A 17,817-nucleotide genomic window follows, 5' to 3' on the forward strand; every position below is an offset into this window, starting at 1 on the left:
ATGGAGCAGACTGTCTATTTCGAAGACTACAAGATCGGCTCGTCGCGCACGACCAGCGGGCGCACCATTACCGAGACCGACTTCGTCGTTCACGCCGGCCATACCGGCGATTTTTTTCCTCACCACATGGACGCCGAGTTCATGAAGACGACGCCGTTCGGCCAGCGCATCGCCCATGGCACGCTGGTCTTCTCGGTCGGCGTCGGGCTGACGGCAAGCGTCATCAACCCGGTCGCCTTTTCCTACGGCTATGACAGGTTGCGCTTCATCAAGCCGGTGTTCATCGGCGATACGATCAAGACCCGCACCACCATCTCGGCTAGGGAAGACGACCCCAAGCGGCCGGATTCGGGCCGGGTCATCGAACGCTGCGAGGTGATCAACCAGCATGGCGATGTGGTCCTAGTGGCCGACCACATCTACATCGTCGAGCGCCGTGATAAGCCCAACAGCGCTTCGAACTCAGTTTGACAAAACGCGCTTTTTTAGCCAGGCCTCAAGTTCCCGGAAGTGGCTGACGGTTAGGCCAGCCTCGATCTCGCGGGCCAGTGAAAGATGGCGCCGAAACCCCGAGACAAAAACCCGCCTTGGCGGCGGCCGTCACCTGTCAAGTTGAAACTACCTACAGTTGCAATTCCATCGCTTCAGGTTTGCGCTGTCCCTTTTCCGTGCGGTCCAATCGGTTCGTCAAAGGGGAAAGCGCGCCCGCGAGCGCCGCTTCGGTTACTTGCTCGTGGAGGCCTGCCTCGGCCGGCGGATGGCTCTCACCTTGCCGCTGTTTCCACCGCCGCAGAAGAACTGATCGCCACCATCGGACTCGAGCCCCGACACGCCTGTTCCAGGCGGCATATCGAGCTTCTCCAGAACCTTTCCGGTTTCAGGATCTATCCGCCTGACGTCGCTCTCGTCACCTTCCCAGGTGCCGTGCCAGAGTTCGCCGTCGATCCAGGTGACCCCTGTGACGATACGGTTGGAATCGATTGTGCGAAGAACTGCCCCTGTCTGGGGATCGATCTGATGGATTTTGCGACCGCGATTCTGCCCAACCCAAAGTGTCCCTTCGGCCCAGGCGAGCCCGGAATCGCCGCCGCCACCAGGGGCCGGGATCGTGGCCAGCACTCGGCCAGTCTTCGGATCGATCTTCTGGATGCGATCTTCGGCGATCTGGAACAGGTGCTGACCGTCGAAGGCCGTTCCTGCGTGGGCGGCGACATCGATCGAGCGCACCGTCTCACCGCTCGCGGGATCGAAGGCGTTCAGTCTGTCTCCCGACGCAAACCAGACGTGCTGACCGTCGAACGTAACACCAGCCACCTGGTCGGCACCAGGAAAGGGGCCATATTCGCGGAGGATTTCGGCTGCAGATCGTTTCATGCTTCTATCCTAATAACCCGACAGTGAACCGGGGAGTAACAAGATTGTCGGGAATCCCGGCACCGGTGGGGTCATCCAACGGCGCGCTCGCCCCCGACCGAACGACTGCACCTTGCCTGCTGCCGCAAGCTGCTCGAGCGATCGCTGAACGGTGCGCGAGCTGGCTCCGAGCGCAATCGCCAGCGCCGAGCTCGACCACGACTCGCCGTCGGCAAGGAAGGCGAGCATCCCCGCATGCTGCTCTTCGACGGGCGGCGCCAACACGACGATCTCGGGCGCGCGGCGCGGCCTAAGTGCAAAGCCTCGCTTGGTCGCGCTCAAATCCGCCAGCGACCGCAGCTCCACGCGAAGCCGCCCGATTTCGACCCGCAAGCGGGCGCGATGCGATTCATCGGCGTGTTTGCCGCCGAAGGCGCGGGCGACGAGCGTGCTCCTCGGCACGTCTTGGGGCCATGCTTCACCCAGCGTTCGCGCAAGCGCGAACAAGACCGGGCGCGTCGCGAGCGAGACGATCATGCCGGCGCCCCGCACGACATTGCGGCACGCGTCCACGACGAGCGCCTCCGACGCCAGCAGCGCTTCGACCTCCTCAAGCAGGAGCGGGCGCTCCTCGCCACGCGCGATCAGGCGCGCCGCGGGTGTGTTCATCACGAGGGATGCGCCTTCGACCTCTGCCGTCAGCGCCGGGATGTCCGCCTCGCGCGCGGCATGCTCGGCGCGAGCCAGCGCAGCGCGCGCCGCCTTTGTCCGGAGGCGTCGGATCGCTATTCCCGCAACCACCATCTCGTGGGCGGCCCTCGACGCGGGCGGGAGCGGTGTGGGGTCGAACCCGGTGAGCCTGCGCTCGGCCTCGTCGAGCCGTCCGATCAGGAGCAGGCGCCGGACCTCGAGATTGAGCGCATGCGAGGCATTGACGTGGTCGCCGTGCTTTTCAAGCGTCGACCGCGCGGCGTCGAGTGCCTTTGCCGGCCAGCCGAGGTCGCGCGAAACGAGTGCGATCTCGGCTTCGGCGACGACGCACCTCGCCCGGGCCACGGCCTCTTTCGGACCGAAGGCGCGCGCAGCACTTTTGAGGAGAGCCTTTGCTCGAACGAAATCGCCGAGCTGCGCCATCGCGATGCCGCGCAGCGCGAGCGCAGGCGCATCGTCACGCAGGGCGACCCGCTTCAATGCGCCAAGGGGATCACCCGTCGCGAGGGCGCGCGCCGCAGCGGTGATCAGCGAGTCCATCGGAATCCCGTCACACTTGTAACTCTCACCATTCGATATCCGGTCGTAATCTATCTCAAGACCAACAGCCAGCGCGCCGCATGGAAAACGGTGCGAACGACGCAGGATACAGAGGAGAAGAACGATGCCGACACACACGACCGGAACACGTGAGCAGTGGCTGGCAGCGCGGCTTGATCTGCTCAAGGCGGAGAAAGAGCTGACGCGACAAAGCGATGAGCTGGCGCAGAAGCGGCAAGAGCTGCCGTGGGTCCGGATCGACAAGGATTACCGATTCGAGACCGATGAAGGGAGCGCGTCACTGGCGGACCTTTTCAGAGGACGCTCGCAGCTCCTCGTCTACCACTTCATGTTTGGGCCCGATTACTCGGCGGGGTGCCCGGCCTGCTCGGCAATCGCGGACGGGTTCGACGGCTTCGTCGTCCACCTGGCCAACCACGACGTCACGCTTTCGGCGATATCGCGGGCACCGCTGGCAAAGCTGCAGGCGTACAAGCGGCGGATGGGATGGACGTTCCCCTGGGCGTCCTCACACGGCAGCGACTTCAATTTCGACTTCGACGTCTCGTTCACCGAAGAAGAGCAGCGCGAGGAGGGTATCGAATACAACTACGTGCGCCAGGCGCCTCTCGCCGAGATACCCTCGCGTACGACTGCCGACGGCTCCACGACGTTCGCTGCGATGAGCGGGACAGACATGGCCACATACACGCGCGAGAGACCGGGCATGAGCACGTTCGTGCTCGAGGACGGCGTCGTCTACCACGCCTATTCCACCTATGCGCGCGGATTGGACGGCCTCTGGGGCATGTATCAGTGGCTCGACCGCGCGCCCCGAGGGCGTAACGAGAAGGGCGTCTGGTGGCGCCGCCACGACGAGTACGGCCAGGGCTGACGTCTCGATGACACTCCAGTCCAACCACGCGCACAAGACGCCGCCCGCGGGCAGCGGATCTGCCGGTTTCCCAAGCGACAATGTCGCCGCCCGCGGCGCGGCCGACTGGCTGTCTCTGGCGGCTGCGCCAACCTTCGCAATCATGGCGCTGCTGGCGGCCGTTACCGGTGATGCGGACATGATCTGCTCGGCTGCGGAAGATGCGTCGCCGCTGAGCGGCATGGCCATGATGTACTCGCTGATGAGCGCCTTCCATCTGGCGCCTTGGCTAAAGCTGCTTGCCAGCCGGGGAAGCGCTGCCCGCCGGCCGTGATCCGGCGTTCGCCGGATCAAACGGTAACCGGCGCGCCACCTCGCCTAGCCCTACATGGCGATGTTGGCCTCGCCTGCATGACGCATCATGCGGCGAAAGCTCATTGAGATGTGAGCTCGCCTTATGTGCCCGATGGACTCCCAGTCGCCGATCTCGGCGGCGGCAAGCACCTCTTCCATTTCGCGGCGGAACGCAGTGAATTCCTCTACAAGGCCCAATTGCGGCATCATCTTCAGGACGACGCGCGCGACCTGAAAATACAGGCGCTCGCTGATCTCGCGCAGCGGCTGGTTACCGGTCATCGCCGTGAGCTCGTAGAAAAAATCCATGTTGAGGCGCAGGAAAGCGCGCTGGTCGGGATTGAGCACATCGGAATCGCAGCGCGCGATGAGTGCCCTTATCCGATCGAGGTCGTCCGCCGTGCGCGGGATCGGCGAAAGCTTGCCGACGAGGAGCGCCAGCTCCAGGCGCAAATGATAGACCTGCTGCAATTCCTCGATGTCGACGTCGGTGACGATCGTGCCGACGCCATGGACGGATTGAACCAGACCCTCGGATTCGAGGCGCGCCAGGACACGCCGAACCGGCGTGCGGCTGATCTGGAATTCCTGGGCAAGTTCTTCCTCAGAGAGACGGCTACCCGGCGCGTAGTCGAGCAGGCAGATGCGGTCGCGCAGTATCCGGTAGATACGCTCGAACCGCTCCCGCGCCGAGAGCGGGCGCGGCGGCGCGGCGGTCACGACTATGGGCGTGGCATCTCTCTCAAGCGTCATCCAGCCTCCAGGACAGCGTGCAGGAACTGCCGCGTCCGCTCGTTCTTGGGGGCGCCGAACAGCTCGTTTGGCGGTCCTTGTTCACAGATCTTGCCGGCATGGAAAAAGCAGACGCGATCGGAGAATTCCTTGGCAAACCCCATCTGGTGGGTGACCATCAGCATGGTCAGGTCATGTTCCCTACCGAGTTTTCGGATGACTTCAAGCACTTCGCCGACGAGTTCGGGGTCGAGTGCCGATGTCACCTCGTCGAACAGCATGATCTTGGGCCGCATGGCGCAAGCGCGGGCGATGGCGACGCGCTGCTGCTGGCCGCCGGAGAGCTGCGAAGGGTAGTGGTCCTTCTTCTCGGACAAGCCGACCATGTCGAGCAGATCGGCCGCACGCGCCTCGGCATCGGCCCGCTTCATGCCGAGCACCGTTATCGGGGCCTCGATGCAGTTCTGCATCGCCGTCATGTGCGGAAACAGGTTGAACGACTGGAACACCATGCCGATCTTGGCGCGGATCTTGCGGATGTGTGCGAGATCGGCCGGCACCAGCGTGCCGTTGCGCTTCATATGCGTCAGGGGCTCTCCCTCAACCCAGATGACACCGTCATTGATCGTCTCCAGCGTCATCAGCATGCGCAGCACCGTGGTCTTGCCGGAACCTGATGGGCCGATGATGGAGACCTTTTCGCCGCGTGCTATTTCCAGATTGAGCCCGTCGAGCACGGTCAGCGCGCCGTAGCGTTTCGAGACATTGTCAAAGCGGACCATCGGTTGTTCCGTCATCGCATGGTCCTCCGGTTGAGCAGGCGTTCGAGGGAGCGAATGAGCGCGGCAGAAACAAGGCTCATGGCAAGGAAGAATAGGCCGACCAGCGTCATCGGCTCGGTGTAGCGGAAAGTTTCGGAGCCAATGATCTTGGCCGTCTGCATCAGCTCCAGCACGGCGATCGCGGAAAGCAATGGCGTCTCCTTGAACAAGGCAACCAGATAGTTCCCGAGCGCCGGAACGATCGGCGGAATCGCCTGCGGGATGATGATGTCGCGAAATGTCGTCCAGGACGACAGATTGAGCGCGATCGAGGCTTCCCACTGGCCGCGATGGATGTTGTCGAAACCGGCGCGATAAACCTCGGAACAATAGGCAGCATAGTGGATACCGATGGCAAGCACCCCGGCGGTGAAGGCGTCGAGCACGACGCCGAATTTCGGAAAGACGAAATAGAGAAAGAATATCTGGATCAGCAGCGGGGTCGAACGGATCAGCTCGACCAGCACCGAAATCGTCCAGCCGGTCCAAGGGACGGCAATGCGGACGACCGCCAGCACCAGGCCGAGCGAGGCGGCAAGCGCAAAGCCGATCAGCGTTGCCTCGATGGAGACGATGGCGGCGCGGGCGAGGATCGGCAGGATTTCGAAAGCAAATGCCCAATCCCAGATCATGCTGCCCTCCCCCGCGCCAGCCCGAGCGAAGCCCGCCTTTCGAGAAGCCGCATGCCGATGGTGAGAACCAGCGACATTGCCAGGTACATCAGCAGGACGAGGGTGAAGATCGGAATGGTCTTGAACGTGTTCTGGTTCATCTGCTGCGCTTTGAAGGCGAGGTCCGAAAGCGTGATCAGCGAGACCAGTGCTGTCGATTTCAAAAGCTCGATGAGCAGATTGCCCCAGGGTGGGATCATGGCGACGAAAGCCTGCGGCAGGATGATCCGGCGCAACATCTGGGGGCGGCTCATGTTCAATGCGGTACACGCCTCCCACTGGCCGCGGGCGACGGACTGGATCGCACCGCGCACGACTTCCGATCCGTAAGCACCAACGTTCAGGCCGAGCGCCAGGACAGCGACCAGGAACGCGTTGAGCGTGACGCCGAATTGCGGCAGCACGAAAAACAGCCAGAACAATTGCACCAGCGCCGAGGTGCCGCGGAAGATCTCGACATAGACCGTGGCCAGCCATCTCAGCGGCGCCGGGCCATACATCCTTGCCAATGCTGCAAGCACGCCCATGACAATTGCCAGCAGGCTCCCGAGAACGGCGATCTCGACCGTCAGGACCGCGCCTTGCAGCAGCCCCGGCATAAACAGGCTATAGGCTTCCTGCGTTGCCAGGACGGCGATCACGCCAAGCGCGACGACCAGCAGGGTGACAAGCGTACGGATTCCCATGCGATTCCCCTAGAAAAAAAGCGGCGCTTTCGCGCCGCCAGCAGTTGGGAACCTATTTGCCCGCGCAAAGCTCCGCGGTGGTCTTGTTGGGCAGATAGTCCTTGCCGAAGCCGAGCGGCTCGACCAGAGCGATGTGCTCCGGTGAACCGAGGAACGTCTTCAGCTCGGCGTTGAACGCCTCCAGCAGATCGGTATCTTCCTTGCGGAAACCGAAGCCGCCATGGCCCTTCACCGACTTGCCGGCAACCTCGCCGAACGGCTTGGTCGATTCGACGCCGTCGGCCTTCTTGGCCATGTCGGCGATCGAAAGGGCGGTCAGCGCGGCAGCATCGGCGCGGCCCGACTGAACGGCGGCGACCAAGCTGGACTGGTCAGGCAAGGAGACGATCTGCCCTTCGGCGACGCCCGCGTCCTTGGCGAAGCCGCCTTCGACGGCGCCGGCCATCACGGCAAGCTTGAGATCCGGGTTGTCCTTGATGCTGGAAAAGTCCTTCAAGCCTTTCGGGTTGCCTTTTGCCACCAGCAAAGCCTCGCCGATGCCGTAGGAAGGTTCGGAGTAGTTGATCTCGGCGCAGCGCTTCGGAGTGATGAACATGCCGGCGGCGATGATGTCGAAGCGGCCGGCCTTGAGACCCGGAATGAGCGAGCCGAATTCGGTCAGCACACCATCGACCTGCGAGATGCCCAACTTGGCGAGCACCGCCTTGGCGACTTCCGGCGCTTCGCCGGTCAGCTTGCCGTCAGGCGTGGCGTAACCGAACGGCGCCTCGTTGGCGAAGCCGACGCGGATGTAGCCGTCCTTCTTGGCCCGTTCGAGGGTGGTTTCCGCATGAGCGGGCAGTGACGTCAATGATGTCGCGGCGAGCGCGATGCAGGCAGCCGCTTTGACGACCATGCGGCGCGATATCGATGATTTGAACATGCTTTTCTCCCATTGAACAACTGATGAACGGTTCCCGGGATGCGGCCTTCTTCGAGATCGACACCCGCTTGATTAGACGTATACAACTAGCCTAGACATTCTGCAAGCTAGGATGTAAAAACCTTTGATATTCCGCTGGAATTCGTAGTTGCACGGCAAATTATTGCCTAGTTGTGCACAATTTAGGCCCAGCGTACCCATAAAGGCAGGATTTCGGTGGCGAGCGCGAGCGGTTTCGGGACATTCACGCAAGCGGAATATGCGCAGCGCCTGGCCGGCGTGAAGAGACGCATGGAGAAGGCCGGCTTCGACCTCATCGTCTGTCAGGATCCCGCCAATATGTGCTGGCTGACCGGTTATGACGGATGGTCGTTCTACGTTCCGCAGTGCGTCCTCGTCGATCTGGAAGAGGACCGGCCGATCTGGTTCGGCAGGGCGCAAGACGCCAGGAGCGCACGCCTGACCACCGGCCTGCCGGAGAAAAACATCGTGCCGTTCTCGGAACGGCTGGTGCAGCAGCCCGTCGAACACCCGTATGACGAACTCGCTCAGCTGATCCGTTCGCGTGGCTGGGGAAAGGCCCGCATCGGCGTCGAGATGGACGCGCATTATTACACCGCGCGCTGCCACGCCCATCTCGTCCAGGGCCTGCCTGACGCGCACTTCGCCAACAACCACGATCTCGTCAACTGGGCGCGGCTGGTCAAATCCGAAGCCGAGCTGGTGCTGATCCGCGAGGCCGGCGCGATCTGCACGCATGCCATGAACCGCGCCGTCGAAAAAATGCGGCCTGGCGTGCCGCAGAACCACGTCATAGCCGAAATCTATCACGCGCAGATCATGGGCGTGCCTGGAGCTGGCGGCGACTATGCCGCGATCTGTCCGCTGATGCCCGTCGGCGAGGGCACCAGCACGCCGCATTTGACCTGGTCCGACGCGCCGCTGCCGGACAGCGGCCTCGCCATTCTGGAGATCGCCGGGGTGCGGCGGCGCTATCATGCGGCGCTGACGCGGACCGTGCATTTCGGCAAGCCACCGCAAGCCATCCTCGACATGGCCAAGGCGATCGTCGAGGGCGTCGACGCCGGCCTTGAGAAGGCGCGCCCCGGCTACACCGCGGAAGAGGTGGAAGCCGCCTGGCAGGCAGTCCTGCGGAGGAACGGGCTGAAGAAGGAAAGCCGCGTCGGCTATCCGGTCGGGCTCGCCTACCCGCCCGATTGGGGCGAACGCACTGCAAGTCTTCGCCCCGGCGACACCACTCAGATGCAGTCCGGGATGTGCTTCCATTTCATGGCCGGCGTTTGGCTCGACGATTTCGGCATCGCCATCTCGGAATCCTTCGTCGTCACGGATCGCGGCGGCGAACGCCTCTGCGACGTGGCGCGCGAACTCATCGTCATCGATTGACCATGAGGACGGGAAGCCGGAACTGACGAAAGATCATGCCGGTAACGAAACCGGCAACCAGCATGAGGGCGCCTGATGGACCGTAATCCGTTTTCCGAAGCCGAAATCGCCGGCCGCCTTATCAGGGTGCGCACGGCGCTGGCCGAGCGCCAGCTCGACGCGGCGGTGTTTGCTTCGCCGGAGAACGTCTTCTACCTCACCGGGCTCGATCACTGGGGATATTTTGCCCCTCACCTGCTGATCGTCCCGCTCGAAGCAAAACCTGTCCTGGTCACCCGTTCGATGGAGAAGGTGACGATCGAGAAGCAGGTCACGGCAGCGGAATTCCGCGGCCATTCCGACAGCGAAACGGCGGCCGACCTTGCCGCGCGTGTGCTTGCGGAACTCAGTCTGTCCGGCAAGCGGATCGGCCTCGAATACTGGACGGCTGGCCTCAGCCATGGGCTTGCCGTCGCGCTCCAGACGCAGGCCGAAGCCAGATGGAGCGATGTTTCCGGTCTGGTCGACAAGATGCGGCGGGTGAAGAGCGCCGAGGAACAGGCGCTGATGCGTCGAGCGGCACAAGTGACTGACGCCGCCGCCGGCGCCGCGATCGCGGCGATCACGGACGGCGCCTCCGAACAGGAGGTCGCCGCCCAATGCGTTGCCGCGATGATCCGCGCCGGCGGTCATGCTCCGGGCTTCGGACCGTTCATCCGCCCGGCTGCGCGCCTGGGCGAAGAGCACACGACCTGGGGCGACGGGATCTACCGCAAGGGCGAGCCGGTCTTCGTCGAACTGTCCGGCTGCATCTCGCGTTATCACGCGCCACTCGGCCGGCTCGTTCGCATCGGCCACATCAGCGACGAAGATGCCGCGATGGCTGAAGTGACCGCCAAGGCGTTCAACGCGGTCGTCGAGGCGCTGCGACCCGGCGCCAGGGCGCGCGACGTCTACGCCGCCTGGCAGGCCGTCGCCGACGATGCCGGTCTTTCTCACTATCGCCGCCATCACTGCGGCTACCTGGTCGGCGCCGGACAGCCGCCATCATGGACCGGCGGCAATTCGGTGACGGGCTTGAGGCACGATTCCGACCTCGAGATCGAGACCGGGATGAGCTTCCACATCCTGTCGTGGCTGATGGGCACCGGTCGCGGCGATGACTTCGTCTCCAACACCGTGCTGTTGACCGATGCGGGCGCTGAAGTGCTCACCCGCACGCCGGCCGGCCCGATCGTTCGATAGGCCCGCACACATGGCGCGCTATTCGGCATTTTCGATTTTCCGCAACGCGCTGTCTGGCCAAAAGAACTGGCAGCGCGCCTGGCGGGCGGCGGAGCCAAAACCGTCCTACGACGTGATCGTCATCGGTGGCGGCGGGCACGGCCTCGCTACCGCCTTCTACCTCGCCGAGAACCACGGCATCCGCAATGTCGCGGTGCTCGAAAAAGGCTATATCGGCGGCGGCAATGTCGGCCGCAACACCACCGTCATCCGCTCCAACTACCTGCTCGACGGCAACACCCAGTTCTACGAATTCTCGATGAAACTCTGGGAGGGCATGTCGCGGGCGTTGAATTTCAACGTCATGTTCTCGCAGCGCGGCCAGCTCGTCACGGCACATTCGGCCGATCAGCTCGACGGCTTCAGCCACCGCGCCAACATCATGCGGCTGAACGGCATCGATGCCGATATCCTCGACCGCGAAGACGTGCGCCGTCTCGTGCCCTATCTCGATTTCTCCGACACGGCCCGCTTTCCGATCCACGGCGCCATCTTCCAGGGGCGCGCGGGCACGGCACGCCACGACGCCGTCGCCTGGGGCTATGCGCGCGCCGCCGACGGCCATGGCGTCGACATCATCCAGAACTGCGAAGTGACCGGCTTCCTCCGCGACGGCGACGGTATCGTCGGCGTCGAAACGACGAAAGGCCGGATCGGCGCCGGCAAGGTCGGCCTCGCTGTCGCCGGTCATACATCCGTGCTCGGCGCCAAGGCCGGCCTAGAACTGCCGATCGAAAGCCACGTCCTGCAGGCCTTTGTCACCGAACCGCTGAAGCCGTTGGTAGACCAGGTCGTCGCCTATGGCGCCGACCATTTCTACGTCAGCCAGTCTGACAAGGGCGGGCTGGTCTTCGGCGGCAATCTCGACGGCTACAATTCCTACGCCCAACGCGGCAATCTCGGCGTCGTGCGCGAAGTGGCGGAGGCGGCGATTGCGCTGATGCCATGCATTTCGCGCGTCCGTCTGCTGCGCCATTGGGGCGGCGTCATGGACATGACACCCGATGCCAGCCCGATCATCTGCCCGACGCCGATCGAGGGTCTCTATCTCAACGGCGGCTGGTGCTATGGCGGTTTCAAGGCGACGCCGGCTTCCGGCTGGTGCTTCGCGCACACGATCGCCACCGGCAAGCCGCACCCCTTGATCGCAGCGTACGGGCTCGATCGTTTCCGCACCGGCCACACGCTCGATGAGGCCGGCGCCGGCCCTTCCGCCTGGCTGCAATAGGAGGCGGAAGACAATGCTGCGCATCGAATGCCCCTGCTGCGGTCTGCGCGACCATGACGAGTTCCGCTATGGCGGCGATGCTTCCGTCACGCGTCCGGCTCACGACGATCCCGACCCGGAGGCGTGGTACCGTTACGTTTATATCAGGACAAACCCGGCGGGCCTGCACCGCGAATTCTGGCAGCATGTGATCGGTTGCCGCCAATGGCTGGTGGTCGAACGCGACACACGCAACCACGTCATCGCATCCGTCGATCTCGCCCGGAAATTGTCGGCCAGGAAATTACCCGCCAGGAAATCACCGGCCAGGAAATCACCAGCATGAGTTCGAACCACAAGCGGCTGGCGATGGGTGGCCGTATCGATCGCGACCAGCCGGTCGAGTTTATCTTCGACGGCCGCAAGCTGGCTGGATATCGCGGCGACACGCTCGCGTCCGCGCTGCTCGCCAACGGTGTCACCCTGGTCGGGCGCAGCTTCAAATATCATCGTCCGCGCGGAATTTTTTCCGCCGGACCCGAGGAGCCGAATGCGCTGGTTACGCTCGGAATCGCAGGCAGGCGCCAGCCGAACCTGCCGGCGACGACGCTGGAACTCGCAGACGGCATGGTCGTAGAAAGCCAGAACCGCTGGCCGTCGCTTGCCTTTGACGTGCAGAGCATCAACAGTCTGCTCGCGCCGTTCCTTTCGGCCGGCTTCTACTACAAGACCTTCATGGGCCCGACGCGCCGCGCTTGGATGTTCTACGAGCACTTTATCCGCAAGGCGGCCGGGCTGGGCAGAGCCGGCACCGACCCTGATCCCGACCGCTACGACATCCGTCATGCCTTTGCCGATGTCGCAATCATCGGCGGCGGCCCAGCGGGATTGTCGGCGGCGCGTGCTGCCGCAGCGGCCGGCGCGCGGGTCGCGCTGATCGAGCAGGATTTCCTGCTCGGCGGCCAGCTTCTGGCGGAACCGTCCGACAGCGCAGCGGCCGCATGGCTGGGACAGGCCGAGGCCGAGCTGGAGGGTTTCGAAACCGTCACCCCGATGAAGCGGACAACTGCTTTCGGCACCTATGACGGCAATGTCATCGGACTGGTCGAGCAACGCGACCCAAACAATCGCCAGCCGGCCGGCGAGGCGCGGCAGACGTTGACCATGCTTCGCGCCCGCTCGATCGTTTTCGCCACCGGCGCCATCGAGCGACCAATGGTATTCTCGAACAACGACCGGCCCGGCGTCATGCTTGCCTCGGCCGCCCGGACCTATCTCAACCGCTTCGCCGTTCTGCCCGGTAAAAAAATCATCGTCGCCACCACCAATGACGGCGCCTGGCGCACCGCCTTCGACTATGCCGCAGCCGGCGCGGAGGTGACGGTTGCCGATTTGCGCGCAGCGCCGCCCGCCGCACTTGCCGCAGAAGCCGCACGGCTCGGCGTGGTGGTGCGGCCCGCAACGCGCATTGTCGACCTGCACGGCGGCCATGCCGTCAGGCGTGCAACGCTCAATGGACCGGACGGCCAATCCGAGGCCGCCTGCGACCTGGTCTGCGTGTCCGGTGGCTGGTCGCCAACCGTGCATCTCACCTCGCATCTCGGCGTCAAACCTCAATATCGCGACGACATTGGCGGCTTCGTGCCGGGCGCGTTTCCGGCGGACCGGTTCGGTGCCGGCGCGATGATGGGAACTTATTCGACCACCGACGCCATCGAGGACGGTCATCGCGCCGGCACCCAGGCGGCATCGTTCTGCGGTAAGCATGCAGCGGTGCTTGCTCCGTCGAAACTCGATCTGGGCGAGACTGCGACGGCCCCGCTTCGTGAACCCCCCTCCACCGGACGTGGAAAAGCCTTCGTCGATTTCCAGATGGACGTGACAACAGGGGATATCGAGCTCGCCCATCGCGAAGGCTATGAATCGGTCGAGCACCTGAAGCGCTACACCACGCTCGGCATGGGCACCGATCAGGGCAAGACCAGCAATTTCCCGGCGCTTGCCGCGATGGCCACCCTGCGCAACGCAACGATCCCCGAGACCGGCGCCACGACCTTTCGCCCGCCCTACACGCCGGTTGCCATCGGTGCGCTTGCCGGACGCGCCATTGGCCATCATTTCAAGCAGATCCGCCGCACGCCGATGCACGACTGGCACATGGCGAACGGCGCCGAGATGCTGGAGGTCGGGCTCTGGATGCGGCCCTATTTCTACAGGCAATCCGGTCGCGACGTGAACGAAGCCTATGTCGCAGAAATGCGGAATGTGCGCCAGGCCGCGGGCCTGATGGACATTTCCACCCTCGGCAAGATCGATGTCCAGGGCCCGGATGCGGCAGTTTTCCTCAACCGTGTCTACGCCAACGGCTTTACCAAACTGCCGGTCGGCCGTGCCCGCTACGGCGTCATGCTGCGCGACGACGGCATCGTCTTCGACGACGGCACCACGACGCGGCTAGCGGAGACCCGGTTCTTCATGACCACTTCGACCGCCAAGGCCGCCGACGTGCTGTCGCGCCTCGAATTCCTGCTCGATACGGCCTGGCCGGATTTGCGTGTAGCCGTGACCTCGGTGAGCGATGAATGGGCGGCGATGTCGGTTGCCGGACCGAAAAGCCGCGCAATTCTGAGTGCCGCGTTTCCCGCTCTCGATGTTTGCGACGCGGCACTTGCGCATATGGGATTGCTCGAAAGCGAATGGCAGGGCCGTGCGCTCCGCATCCTGCGCCTCAGTTATTCCGGCGAGCGCGCCTACGAAATCTATGTCGGCGCAACTGCCGGTGAACAGCTTTGGAGCCGCCTGCTCGAAGCAGGCAGGCCGCTCGACCTGAAACCTTACGGGGTCGAGGCGCTCGGCGCGCTGCGCGTCGAAAAGGGCCATGTCGCCGGACCTGAAATCGATGGGCGCACGACGCTCGACGATCTTGGCCTCGGCCGCATGGCCGGCAAGCGTACCGGCTTCGTCGGCGACGTGCTGCGACGGCGCCCCGCCTTCCAGGCGCCCGACCGCCAGCGCCTGGTCGGACTGGAATGCATCGAGGAGGGAAAACGCCTTCGCGGTGGCGCCATCCTGTTTCTGCCGGGCGAGAAACGTTACGGCCACGGGCGCGGCCGCGTGACTTCCGTCACCTTCAGCCCCGAACGCGGCCACTATGTCGGGCTGGCCTTGCTTGCCGGCGATATCGCTAGCGAAGGAAGCGAGGTCGTGGCCGTCTATCCGATGAAAGCCGAAACGGTGCGTGCCCGCATCGTCTCGCCGGTATTCCTCGATCCGCAGGGGGAGCGGCTGCATGGCTAGCCCGGATTTCAGCCTGTCCATGGCCGATTGTCCGCTCATCCAGGTTGAGGGTTGGGACGGGACGCTGGGCCAATTCGAAACGAGCCTCTCGGCGTCGCTCGGCACCAAGCTTCCCGTCTCGGTCGGAGAGACCGTTGATCACAAGGGTTTTCTCGTGATCCGCGTTGCACCTCGTCGTCTCTGGCTGGCTCTCGACGACGGCGCGCAAGCGCCTTCGCTTGCCGTCGACCCGGATCTCGGTTGTTCGGTCTCTCTCGACGAAGGTCGTGTGCGTTTCAGAATGGCTGGGGCCGACGTCGCGCGGGTCCTCTCCAAATGCATCACTGTCGACTGGCGCGCGCCGGCGGCCGCCCCGGGCCGCGCCGTGCTGACATCCTTGCACCATGTGCCCGTGCTTTTCCTGCGCACCGGCGATACCGTGTGCGAACTCATCGTGCCGCGAAGTTTTTCGCAAAGCCTCTCGGACTGGATTGCTGACGCCGCGGGGTAGGGAAAGGACCAGGCGCGAACGCTCCCCTCAGGAGCCACTCCACGGTCTCGCTCCTTGGATGATCTCTTGAGCACGTGCGGCAAAGCGACCGGCGAGAGGCCACTTGCCGGCGGCATCGGCCGACGCCGCGCTGCCTGCCCGCGCCCGGTCGGCGATGCCAACGAAGATCACGGCGAAACGAAACAGCGAAAAAACCAGGTGGAAGCGTTCCAGGGGCGCAGTGGGTACGGCATGCGCGAAATAATGGTCGAGGAATTCGCGCTGGCTGGGGATGCCGAGGGCGGCATGATCGAGGCCGAGGATGCCGCCATATTCGTCTGGGGTCGAATGCCAGGTCATCGAGCAAAAGCCGAGATCGGCGAGCGGATGGCCGATCGTCGACAGCTCCCAATCGAGAATGCCGATCACCTCGGGCTTGCCGGGATGGAACAGCAGATTTCCGAGGCGGAAGTCGCCATGGGCGATCGACACGCGCCCATCGTCGGCTGGCATATGCTGCGGCAACCAGTCGGCGACCGCTTCGAGTGCCGGAATTCTGTCGCTCGGCGATTGCCTGAGCTGCTTGGTCCAGCGGCCGATCTGGCGTTCGAAATAGTTGCCGGGCCGGCCGTAGTCGCCGAGGCCGACCTCGTCGGGACGGACAGCATGCAATTTGGCCATCGCTTCGGCCATGCCGAAATAGATGCCGCGTCGCTCCGCCGGGGCAAGGCCAGGCAGCGAACAGTCATGGAAGACGCGACCGTCCAGCCGCTCCATCAGGTAGAACGGCGTGCCGAGCGGCTCGATACCGTCGTGATAGAGCACCGGCCCGGGCACCGGTACATCGGTCGGTGCGAGCGCTTCAAGCACGCGGAATTCGCGGTCGACCGCATGCGCCCCACGCAGGATCGGCCCGGCCGGCTTCTTGCGCAGCACCATGCGATGCGCACCATAGTCGACGAAGTAGGTCGGGTTGGACTGCCCGCCGCCGATCCGCTCGAGCGTCATTGCTGCATCGCCGAAGCGGTTCGCGAGAAAGCCCTTCAACGCCGCAGGGTCGAAATCCGCATTCAACGGCATCTTCTCCTCCTGAGATGCCACCCCGCGTCGCTTATGCCTGGCCTTCGACAGTCCAGCGCCAGAAGCCCCTCTCTTCTTCGTCGAGGAAACGGTTCAGCACCATCTTGTGGACCTCATCGGCGCCGTCGACCAGCCGCGCCTGGCGCGCATAGCGGTAGATCCATTCGAGCACCGTGTCCTTAGAATAGCCACGCGCGCCATTGATCTGGATCGCCACATCGGCCGCGTCATGCAGCACATTGGCGACCTGGACCTTGGCCATCGACACGTCCTTGCGGGCAAAGCCGCCGCGGTCCAGCTCCCACGCAGCCTTCATCACCAGGATGCGGCCGATCTCGATGCGCATGGCAAGGTCGCCGAGCTTCAGCTGGACACTTTCGCGGTCGGCGAGGCGCTGGCCAAAACCATGGCGCTCGGCAGCGTAGGCGCGCGCGATCTCGACGCAGCGCTTGGACAATCCGAGCCAGCGCATGCAGTGGGTTAGCCGCGCCGGGCCGAGCCGCACCTGCGTCACCTTCATGCCCCTACCCTCGCCGGCCAGCATGTCTTCGACAGGGATTTCCAGCCCGTCAAATTCCAGCTCGCAATGCCCGCCATGCTCCTCCGGGCCCATGATCTCGATACGGCGCATGATGCGCCAGCCCGGCTGGTCCTTGTGGAACATCAGGGCCGACAGACCATGGCGCGGATCGTCCGAAGTTCGCGCGATCAGGATGAAATGACTGGCCTCCTCCGCGCCGGTGATGAACCATTTGCGCCCGGTCACGACATATTTGTCGCCGCGCCGCTCCGCACGCGTCATAATCATCGAAGGGTCTGAGCCGCCGCCGGGGTGCGGTTCGGTCATGGCAAAGGCCGAGCGCACCTTGCCCTCGACGATCGGCTTCAGCCATTTTTCCTTCTGCGCTGGTGTGCCGAGCGCCTCCAGAACCATCATGTTGCCATCGTCGGGCGCTGCCGAATTGAACACCACGGGTCCGAAGATCGACCGGTTCATCTCCTCATAGCAGACCGCCATGTCGATCTTGCCGAGACCGGCGCCGCCGGATTCGGGCTTGAGTTGCAGGCACCACAGGCCCGCCATTCGCGCCTTGGCGCGAAGCGTCTCCAGCAGCGGCAGGGCGATATTTCCATGCGCGTCATAGGACATCTTGTCGGCTTCGAGCGGCAGGATCTCACGCTCGACGAAGTCGGCAATGCGGATGCGGTAATCTTCGGTGCGGGCGGGAATGTCGAAATTCATGGACAAACTCTCAGCGAAGCGAGGTGGGCCGCCATCGTCTAGAAATCGAGCGAGCGCTCGTTTTCCTTATTCGCCTCTATCCCCTTTTGCAGCCGCCGTCATCCGGCGAAGCGTGGTTCCGCCACGCCCCTTGATGCCAAGGCCGGCTATTGCGAACAGGCGATTGGCGAACCGCCTCACCGTGCGG

18 protein-coding genes are annotated in these 17,817 nt (G+C 63.9%); 9 read left to right on the forward strand and 9 right to left on the reverse strand.

Annotated features, from left to right (window positions below; all coding sequences use genetic code 11):
• The gene (locus AC0L3L_RS02850) at positions 1-471 is read left to right on the forward strand and encodes a MaoC/PaaZ C-terminal domain-containing protein (RefSeq protein WP_473486130.1); all 471 of its coding nucleotides are present in this window, start codon (positions 1-3) and stop codon (positions 469-471) included.
• Between the two features lie 252 nt (positions 472-723).
• Here AC0L3L_RS02850 and AC0L3L_RS02855 read toward each other — a convergent pair whose 3' ends face one another.
• The gene (locus tag AC0L3L_RS02855; protein WP_473636474.1) at positions 724-1,374 is read right to left on the reverse strand and encodes a Vgb family protein; all 651 of its coding nucleotides are present in this window, start codon (positions 1,372-1,374) and stop codon (positions 724-726) included.
• Between the two features lie 9 nt (positions 1,375-1,383).
• Positions 1,384-2,604 (reverse strand): helix-turn-helix domain-containing protein, encoded by a 1,221-nt coding sequence (locus AC0L3L_RS02860; protein WP_473636475.1) that lies wholly within the window; start codon positions 2,602-2,604, stop codon positions 1,384-1,386.
• A 124-nt stretch (positions 2,605-2,728) separates the two neighbouring features.
• Here AC0L3L_RS02860 and AC0L3L_RS02865 point away from each other — a divergent pair, with 124 nt between their 5' ends.
• A complete protein-coding gene (locus tag AC0L3L_RS02865; protein ID WP_473636476.1) occupies positions 2,729-3,499 on the forward strand; it encodes a DUF899 domain-containing protein in 771 nt (256 codons plus the stop codon).
• 7 nt (positions 3,500-3,506) lie between these two features.
• Entirely contained in the window at positions 3,507-3,812 is a 306-nt protein-coding gene (locus AC0L3L_RS02870) for a hypothetical protein (RefSeq protein WP_473636477.1), read from the forward strand.
• Positions 3,813-3,862: 50 nt separating this feature from the next.
• Here the strand turns inward: AC0L3L_RS02870 and AC0L3L_RS02875 are convergent, their stop codons facing one another.
• From AC0L3L_RS02875 to ehuB, 5 genes are read right to left on the reverse strand one after another with little or no spacing between them, the layout of a single operon-like run.
• Complete coding sequence (locus tag AC0L3L_RS02875; RefSeq protein ID WP_473636478.1) at positions 3,863-4,585, reverse strand: GntR family transcriptional regulator; 723 nt, start codon at positions 4,583-4,585, stop codon at positions 3,863-3,865.
• The gene (gene ehuA, locus AC0L3L_RS02880) at positions 4,582-5,361 is read right to left on the reverse strand and encodes an ectoine/hydroxyectoine ABC transporter ATP-binding protein EhuA (RefSeq protein ID WP_473636479.1); all 780 of its coding nucleotides are present in this window, start codon (positions 5,359-5,361) and stop codon (positions 4,582-4,584) included. The genes AC0L3L_RS02875 and ehuA overlap by 4 nt, the downstream gene beginning before the upstream one ends.
• Complete coding sequence (gene ehuD / locus AC0L3L_RS02885; protein WP_473636480.1) at positions 5,358-6,017, reverse strand: ectoine/hydroxyectoine ABC transporter permease subunit EhuD; 660 nt, start codon at positions 6,015-6,017, stop codon at positions 5,358-5,360. Before ehuD ends, ehuA begins: the two co-directional genes overlap by 4 nt.
• The gene (ehuC, locus tag AC0L3L_RS02890; protein ID WP_473636481.1) at positions 6,014-6,742 is read right to left on the reverse strand and encodes an ectoine/hydroxyectoine ABC transporter permease subunit EhuC; all 729 of its coding nucleotides are present in this window, start codon (positions 6,740-6,742) and stop codon (positions 6,014-6,016) included. Before ehuC ends, ehuD begins: the two co-directional genes overlap by 4 nt.
• Before the next feature lie 52 nt (positions 6,743-6,794).
• Positions 6,795-7,664 carry an ectoine/hydroxyectoine ABC transporter substrate-binding protein EhuB gene (ehuB, locus tag AC0L3L_RS02895; RefSeq protein ID WP_473636482.1) on the reverse strand — a complete coding sequence of 290 codons (870 nt, stop codon included), beginning with the start codon at positions 7,662-7,664 and terminating at the stop codon, positions 6,795-6,797.
• Between the two features lie 216 nt (positions 7,665-7,880).
• Here ehuB and AC0L3L_RS02900 point away from each other — a divergent pair, with 216 nt between their 5' ends.
• The 6 genes from AC0L3L_RS02900 (at position 7,881) to AC0L3L_RS02925 (ending at position 15,328) form a co-directional block, all read left to right on the forward strand.
• Positions 7,881-9,071, forward strand: coding sequence for a M24 family metallopeptidase (locus tag AC0L3L_RS02900; protein WP_473636483.1), 1,191 nt, complete (start codon positions 7,881-7,883; stop codon positions 9,069-9,071).
• Between the two features lie 75 nt (positions 9,072-9,146).
• Positions 9,147-10,295 carry a M24 family metallopeptidase gene (locus AC0L3L_RS02905; RefSeq protein ID WP_473636484.1) on the forward strand — a complete coding sequence of 383 codons (1,149 nt, stop codon included), beginning with the start codon at positions 9,147-9,149 and terminating at the stop codon, positions 10,293-10,295.
• 10 nt (positions 10,296-10,305) lie between these two features.
• Positions 10,306-11,562, forward strand: a complete 1,257-nt coding sequence (locus AC0L3L_RS02910) for a sarcosine oxidase subunit beta family protein (protein ID WP_473636485.1) — start codon at positions 10,306-10,308, stop codon at positions 11,560-11,562.
• A 13-nt stretch (positions 11,563-11,575) separates the two neighbouring features.
• Positions 11,576-11,887: a sarcosine oxidase subunit delta gene (locus tag AC0L3L_RS02915; protein WP_473636486.1), complete on the forward strand. Its 312-nt coding sequence runs from the start codon at positions 11,576-11,578 to the stop codon at positions 11,885-11,887.
• Positions 11,884-14,838 carry a sarcosine oxidase subunit alpha family protein gene (locus AC0L3L_RS02920; protein ID WP_473636487.1) on the forward strand — a complete coding sequence of 985 codons (2,955 nt, stop codon included), beginning with the start codon at positions 11,884-11,886 and terminating at the stop codon, positions 14,836-14,838. The genes AC0L3L_RS02915 and AC0L3L_RS02920 overlap by 4 nt, the downstream gene beginning before the upstream one ends.
• Positions 14,831-15,328, forward strand: a complete 498-nt coding sequence (locus AC0L3L_RS02925) for a sarcosine oxidase subunit gamma family protein (protein WP_473486147.1) — start codon at positions 14,831-14,833, stop codon at positions 15,326-15,328. Before AC0L3L_RS02920 ends, AC0L3L_RS02925 begins: the two co-directional genes overlap by 8 nt.
• A gap of 27 nt (positions 15,329-15,355) precedes the next feature.
• Here AC0L3L_RS02925 and AC0L3L_RS02930 read toward each other — a convergent pair whose 3' ends face one another.
• Complete coding sequence (locus AC0L3L_RS02930) at positions 15,356-16,387, reverse strand: phosphotransferase family protein (RefSeq protein ID WP_473486148.1); 1,032 nt, start codon at positions 16,385-16,387, stop codon at positions 15,356-15,358.
• Positions 16,388-16,418: 31 nt separating this feature from the next.
• Entirely contained in the window at positions 16,419-17,630 is a 1,212-nt protein-coding gene (locus AC0L3L_RS02935; protein WP_473636488.1) for an acyl-CoA dehydrogenase family protein, read from the reverse strand.
• Between the last annotated feature and the right edge of the window lie 187 nt (positions 17,631-17,817).

It is taken from the genome of Mesorhizobium sp. WSM4849, assembly GCF_055811385.1.

Bases quoted from the DNA above. Each gene is read 5' to 3' on its own strand.
- AC0L3L_RS02850 (WP_473486130.1), top strand. From the start codon at position 1: ATGGAGCAGACTGTCTATTTCGAAGACTACAAGATCGGCTCGTCGCGC.
- AC0L3L_RS02855 (WP_473636474.1), bottom strand. From the start codon at position 1,374: ATGAAACGATCTGCAGCCGAAATCCTCCGCGAATATGGCCCCTTTCCT.
- AC0L3L_RS02860 (WP_473636475.1), bottom strand. From the start codon at position 2,604: ATGGACTCGCTGATCACCGCTGCGGCGCGCGCCCTCGCGACGGGTGAT.
- AC0L3L_RS02865 (WP_473636476.1), top strand. From the start codon at position 2,729: ATGCCGACACACACGACCGGAACACGTGAGCAGTGGCTGGCAGCGCGG.
- AC0L3L_RS02870 (WP_473636477.1), top strand. From the start codon at position 3,507: ATGACACTCCAGTCCAACCACGCGCACAAGACGCCGCCCGCGGGCAGC.
- AC0L3L_RS02875 (WP_473636478.1), bottom strand. From the start codon at position 4,585: ATGACGCTTGAGAGAGATGCCACGCCCATAGTCGTGACCGCCGCGCCG.
- ehuA (WP_473636479.1), bottom strand. From the start codon at position 5,361: ATGACGGAACAACCGATGGTCCGCTTTGACAATGTCTCGAAACGCTAC.
- ehuD (WP_473636480.1), bottom strand. From the start codon at position 6,017: ATGATCTGGGATTGGGCATTTGCTTTCGAAATCCTGCCGATCCTCGCC.
- ehuC (WP_473636481.1), bottom strand. From the start codon at position 6,742: ATGGGAATCCGTACGCTTGTCACCCTGCTGGTCGTCGCGCTTGGCGTG.
- ehuB (WP_473636482.1), bottom strand. From the start codon at position 7,664: ATGTTCAAATCATCGATATCGCGCCGCATGGTCGTCAAAGCGGCTGCC.
- AC0L3L_RS02905 (WP_473636484.1), top strand. From the start codon at position 9,147: ATGGACCGTAATCCGTTTTCCGAAGCCGAAATCGCCGGCCGCCTTATC.
- AC0L3L_RS02910 (WP_473636485.1), top strand. From the start codon at position 10,306: ATGGCGCGCTATTCGGCATTTTCGATTTTCCGCAACGCGCTGTCTGGC.
- AC0L3L_RS02915 (WP_473636486.1), top strand. From the start codon at position 11,576: ATGCTGCGCATCGAATGCCCCTGCTGCGGTCTGCGCGACCATGACGAG.
- AC0L3L_RS02920 (WP_473636487.1), top strand. From the start codon at position 11,884: ATGAGTTCGAACCACAAGCGGCTGGCGATGGGTGGCCGTATCGATCGC.
- AC0L3L_RS02925 (WP_473486147.1), top strand. From the start codon at position 14,831: ATGGCTAGCCCGGATTTCAGCCTGTCCATGGCCGATTGTCCGCTCATC.
- AC0L3L_RS02930 (WP_473486148.1), bottom strand. From the start codon at position 16,387: ATGCCGTTGAATGCGGATTTCGACCCTGCGGCGTTGAAGGGCTTTCTC.
- AC0L3L_RS02935 (WP_473636488.1), bottom strand. From the start codon at position 17,630: ATGAATTTCGACATTCCCGCCCGCACCGAAGATTACCGCATCCGCATT.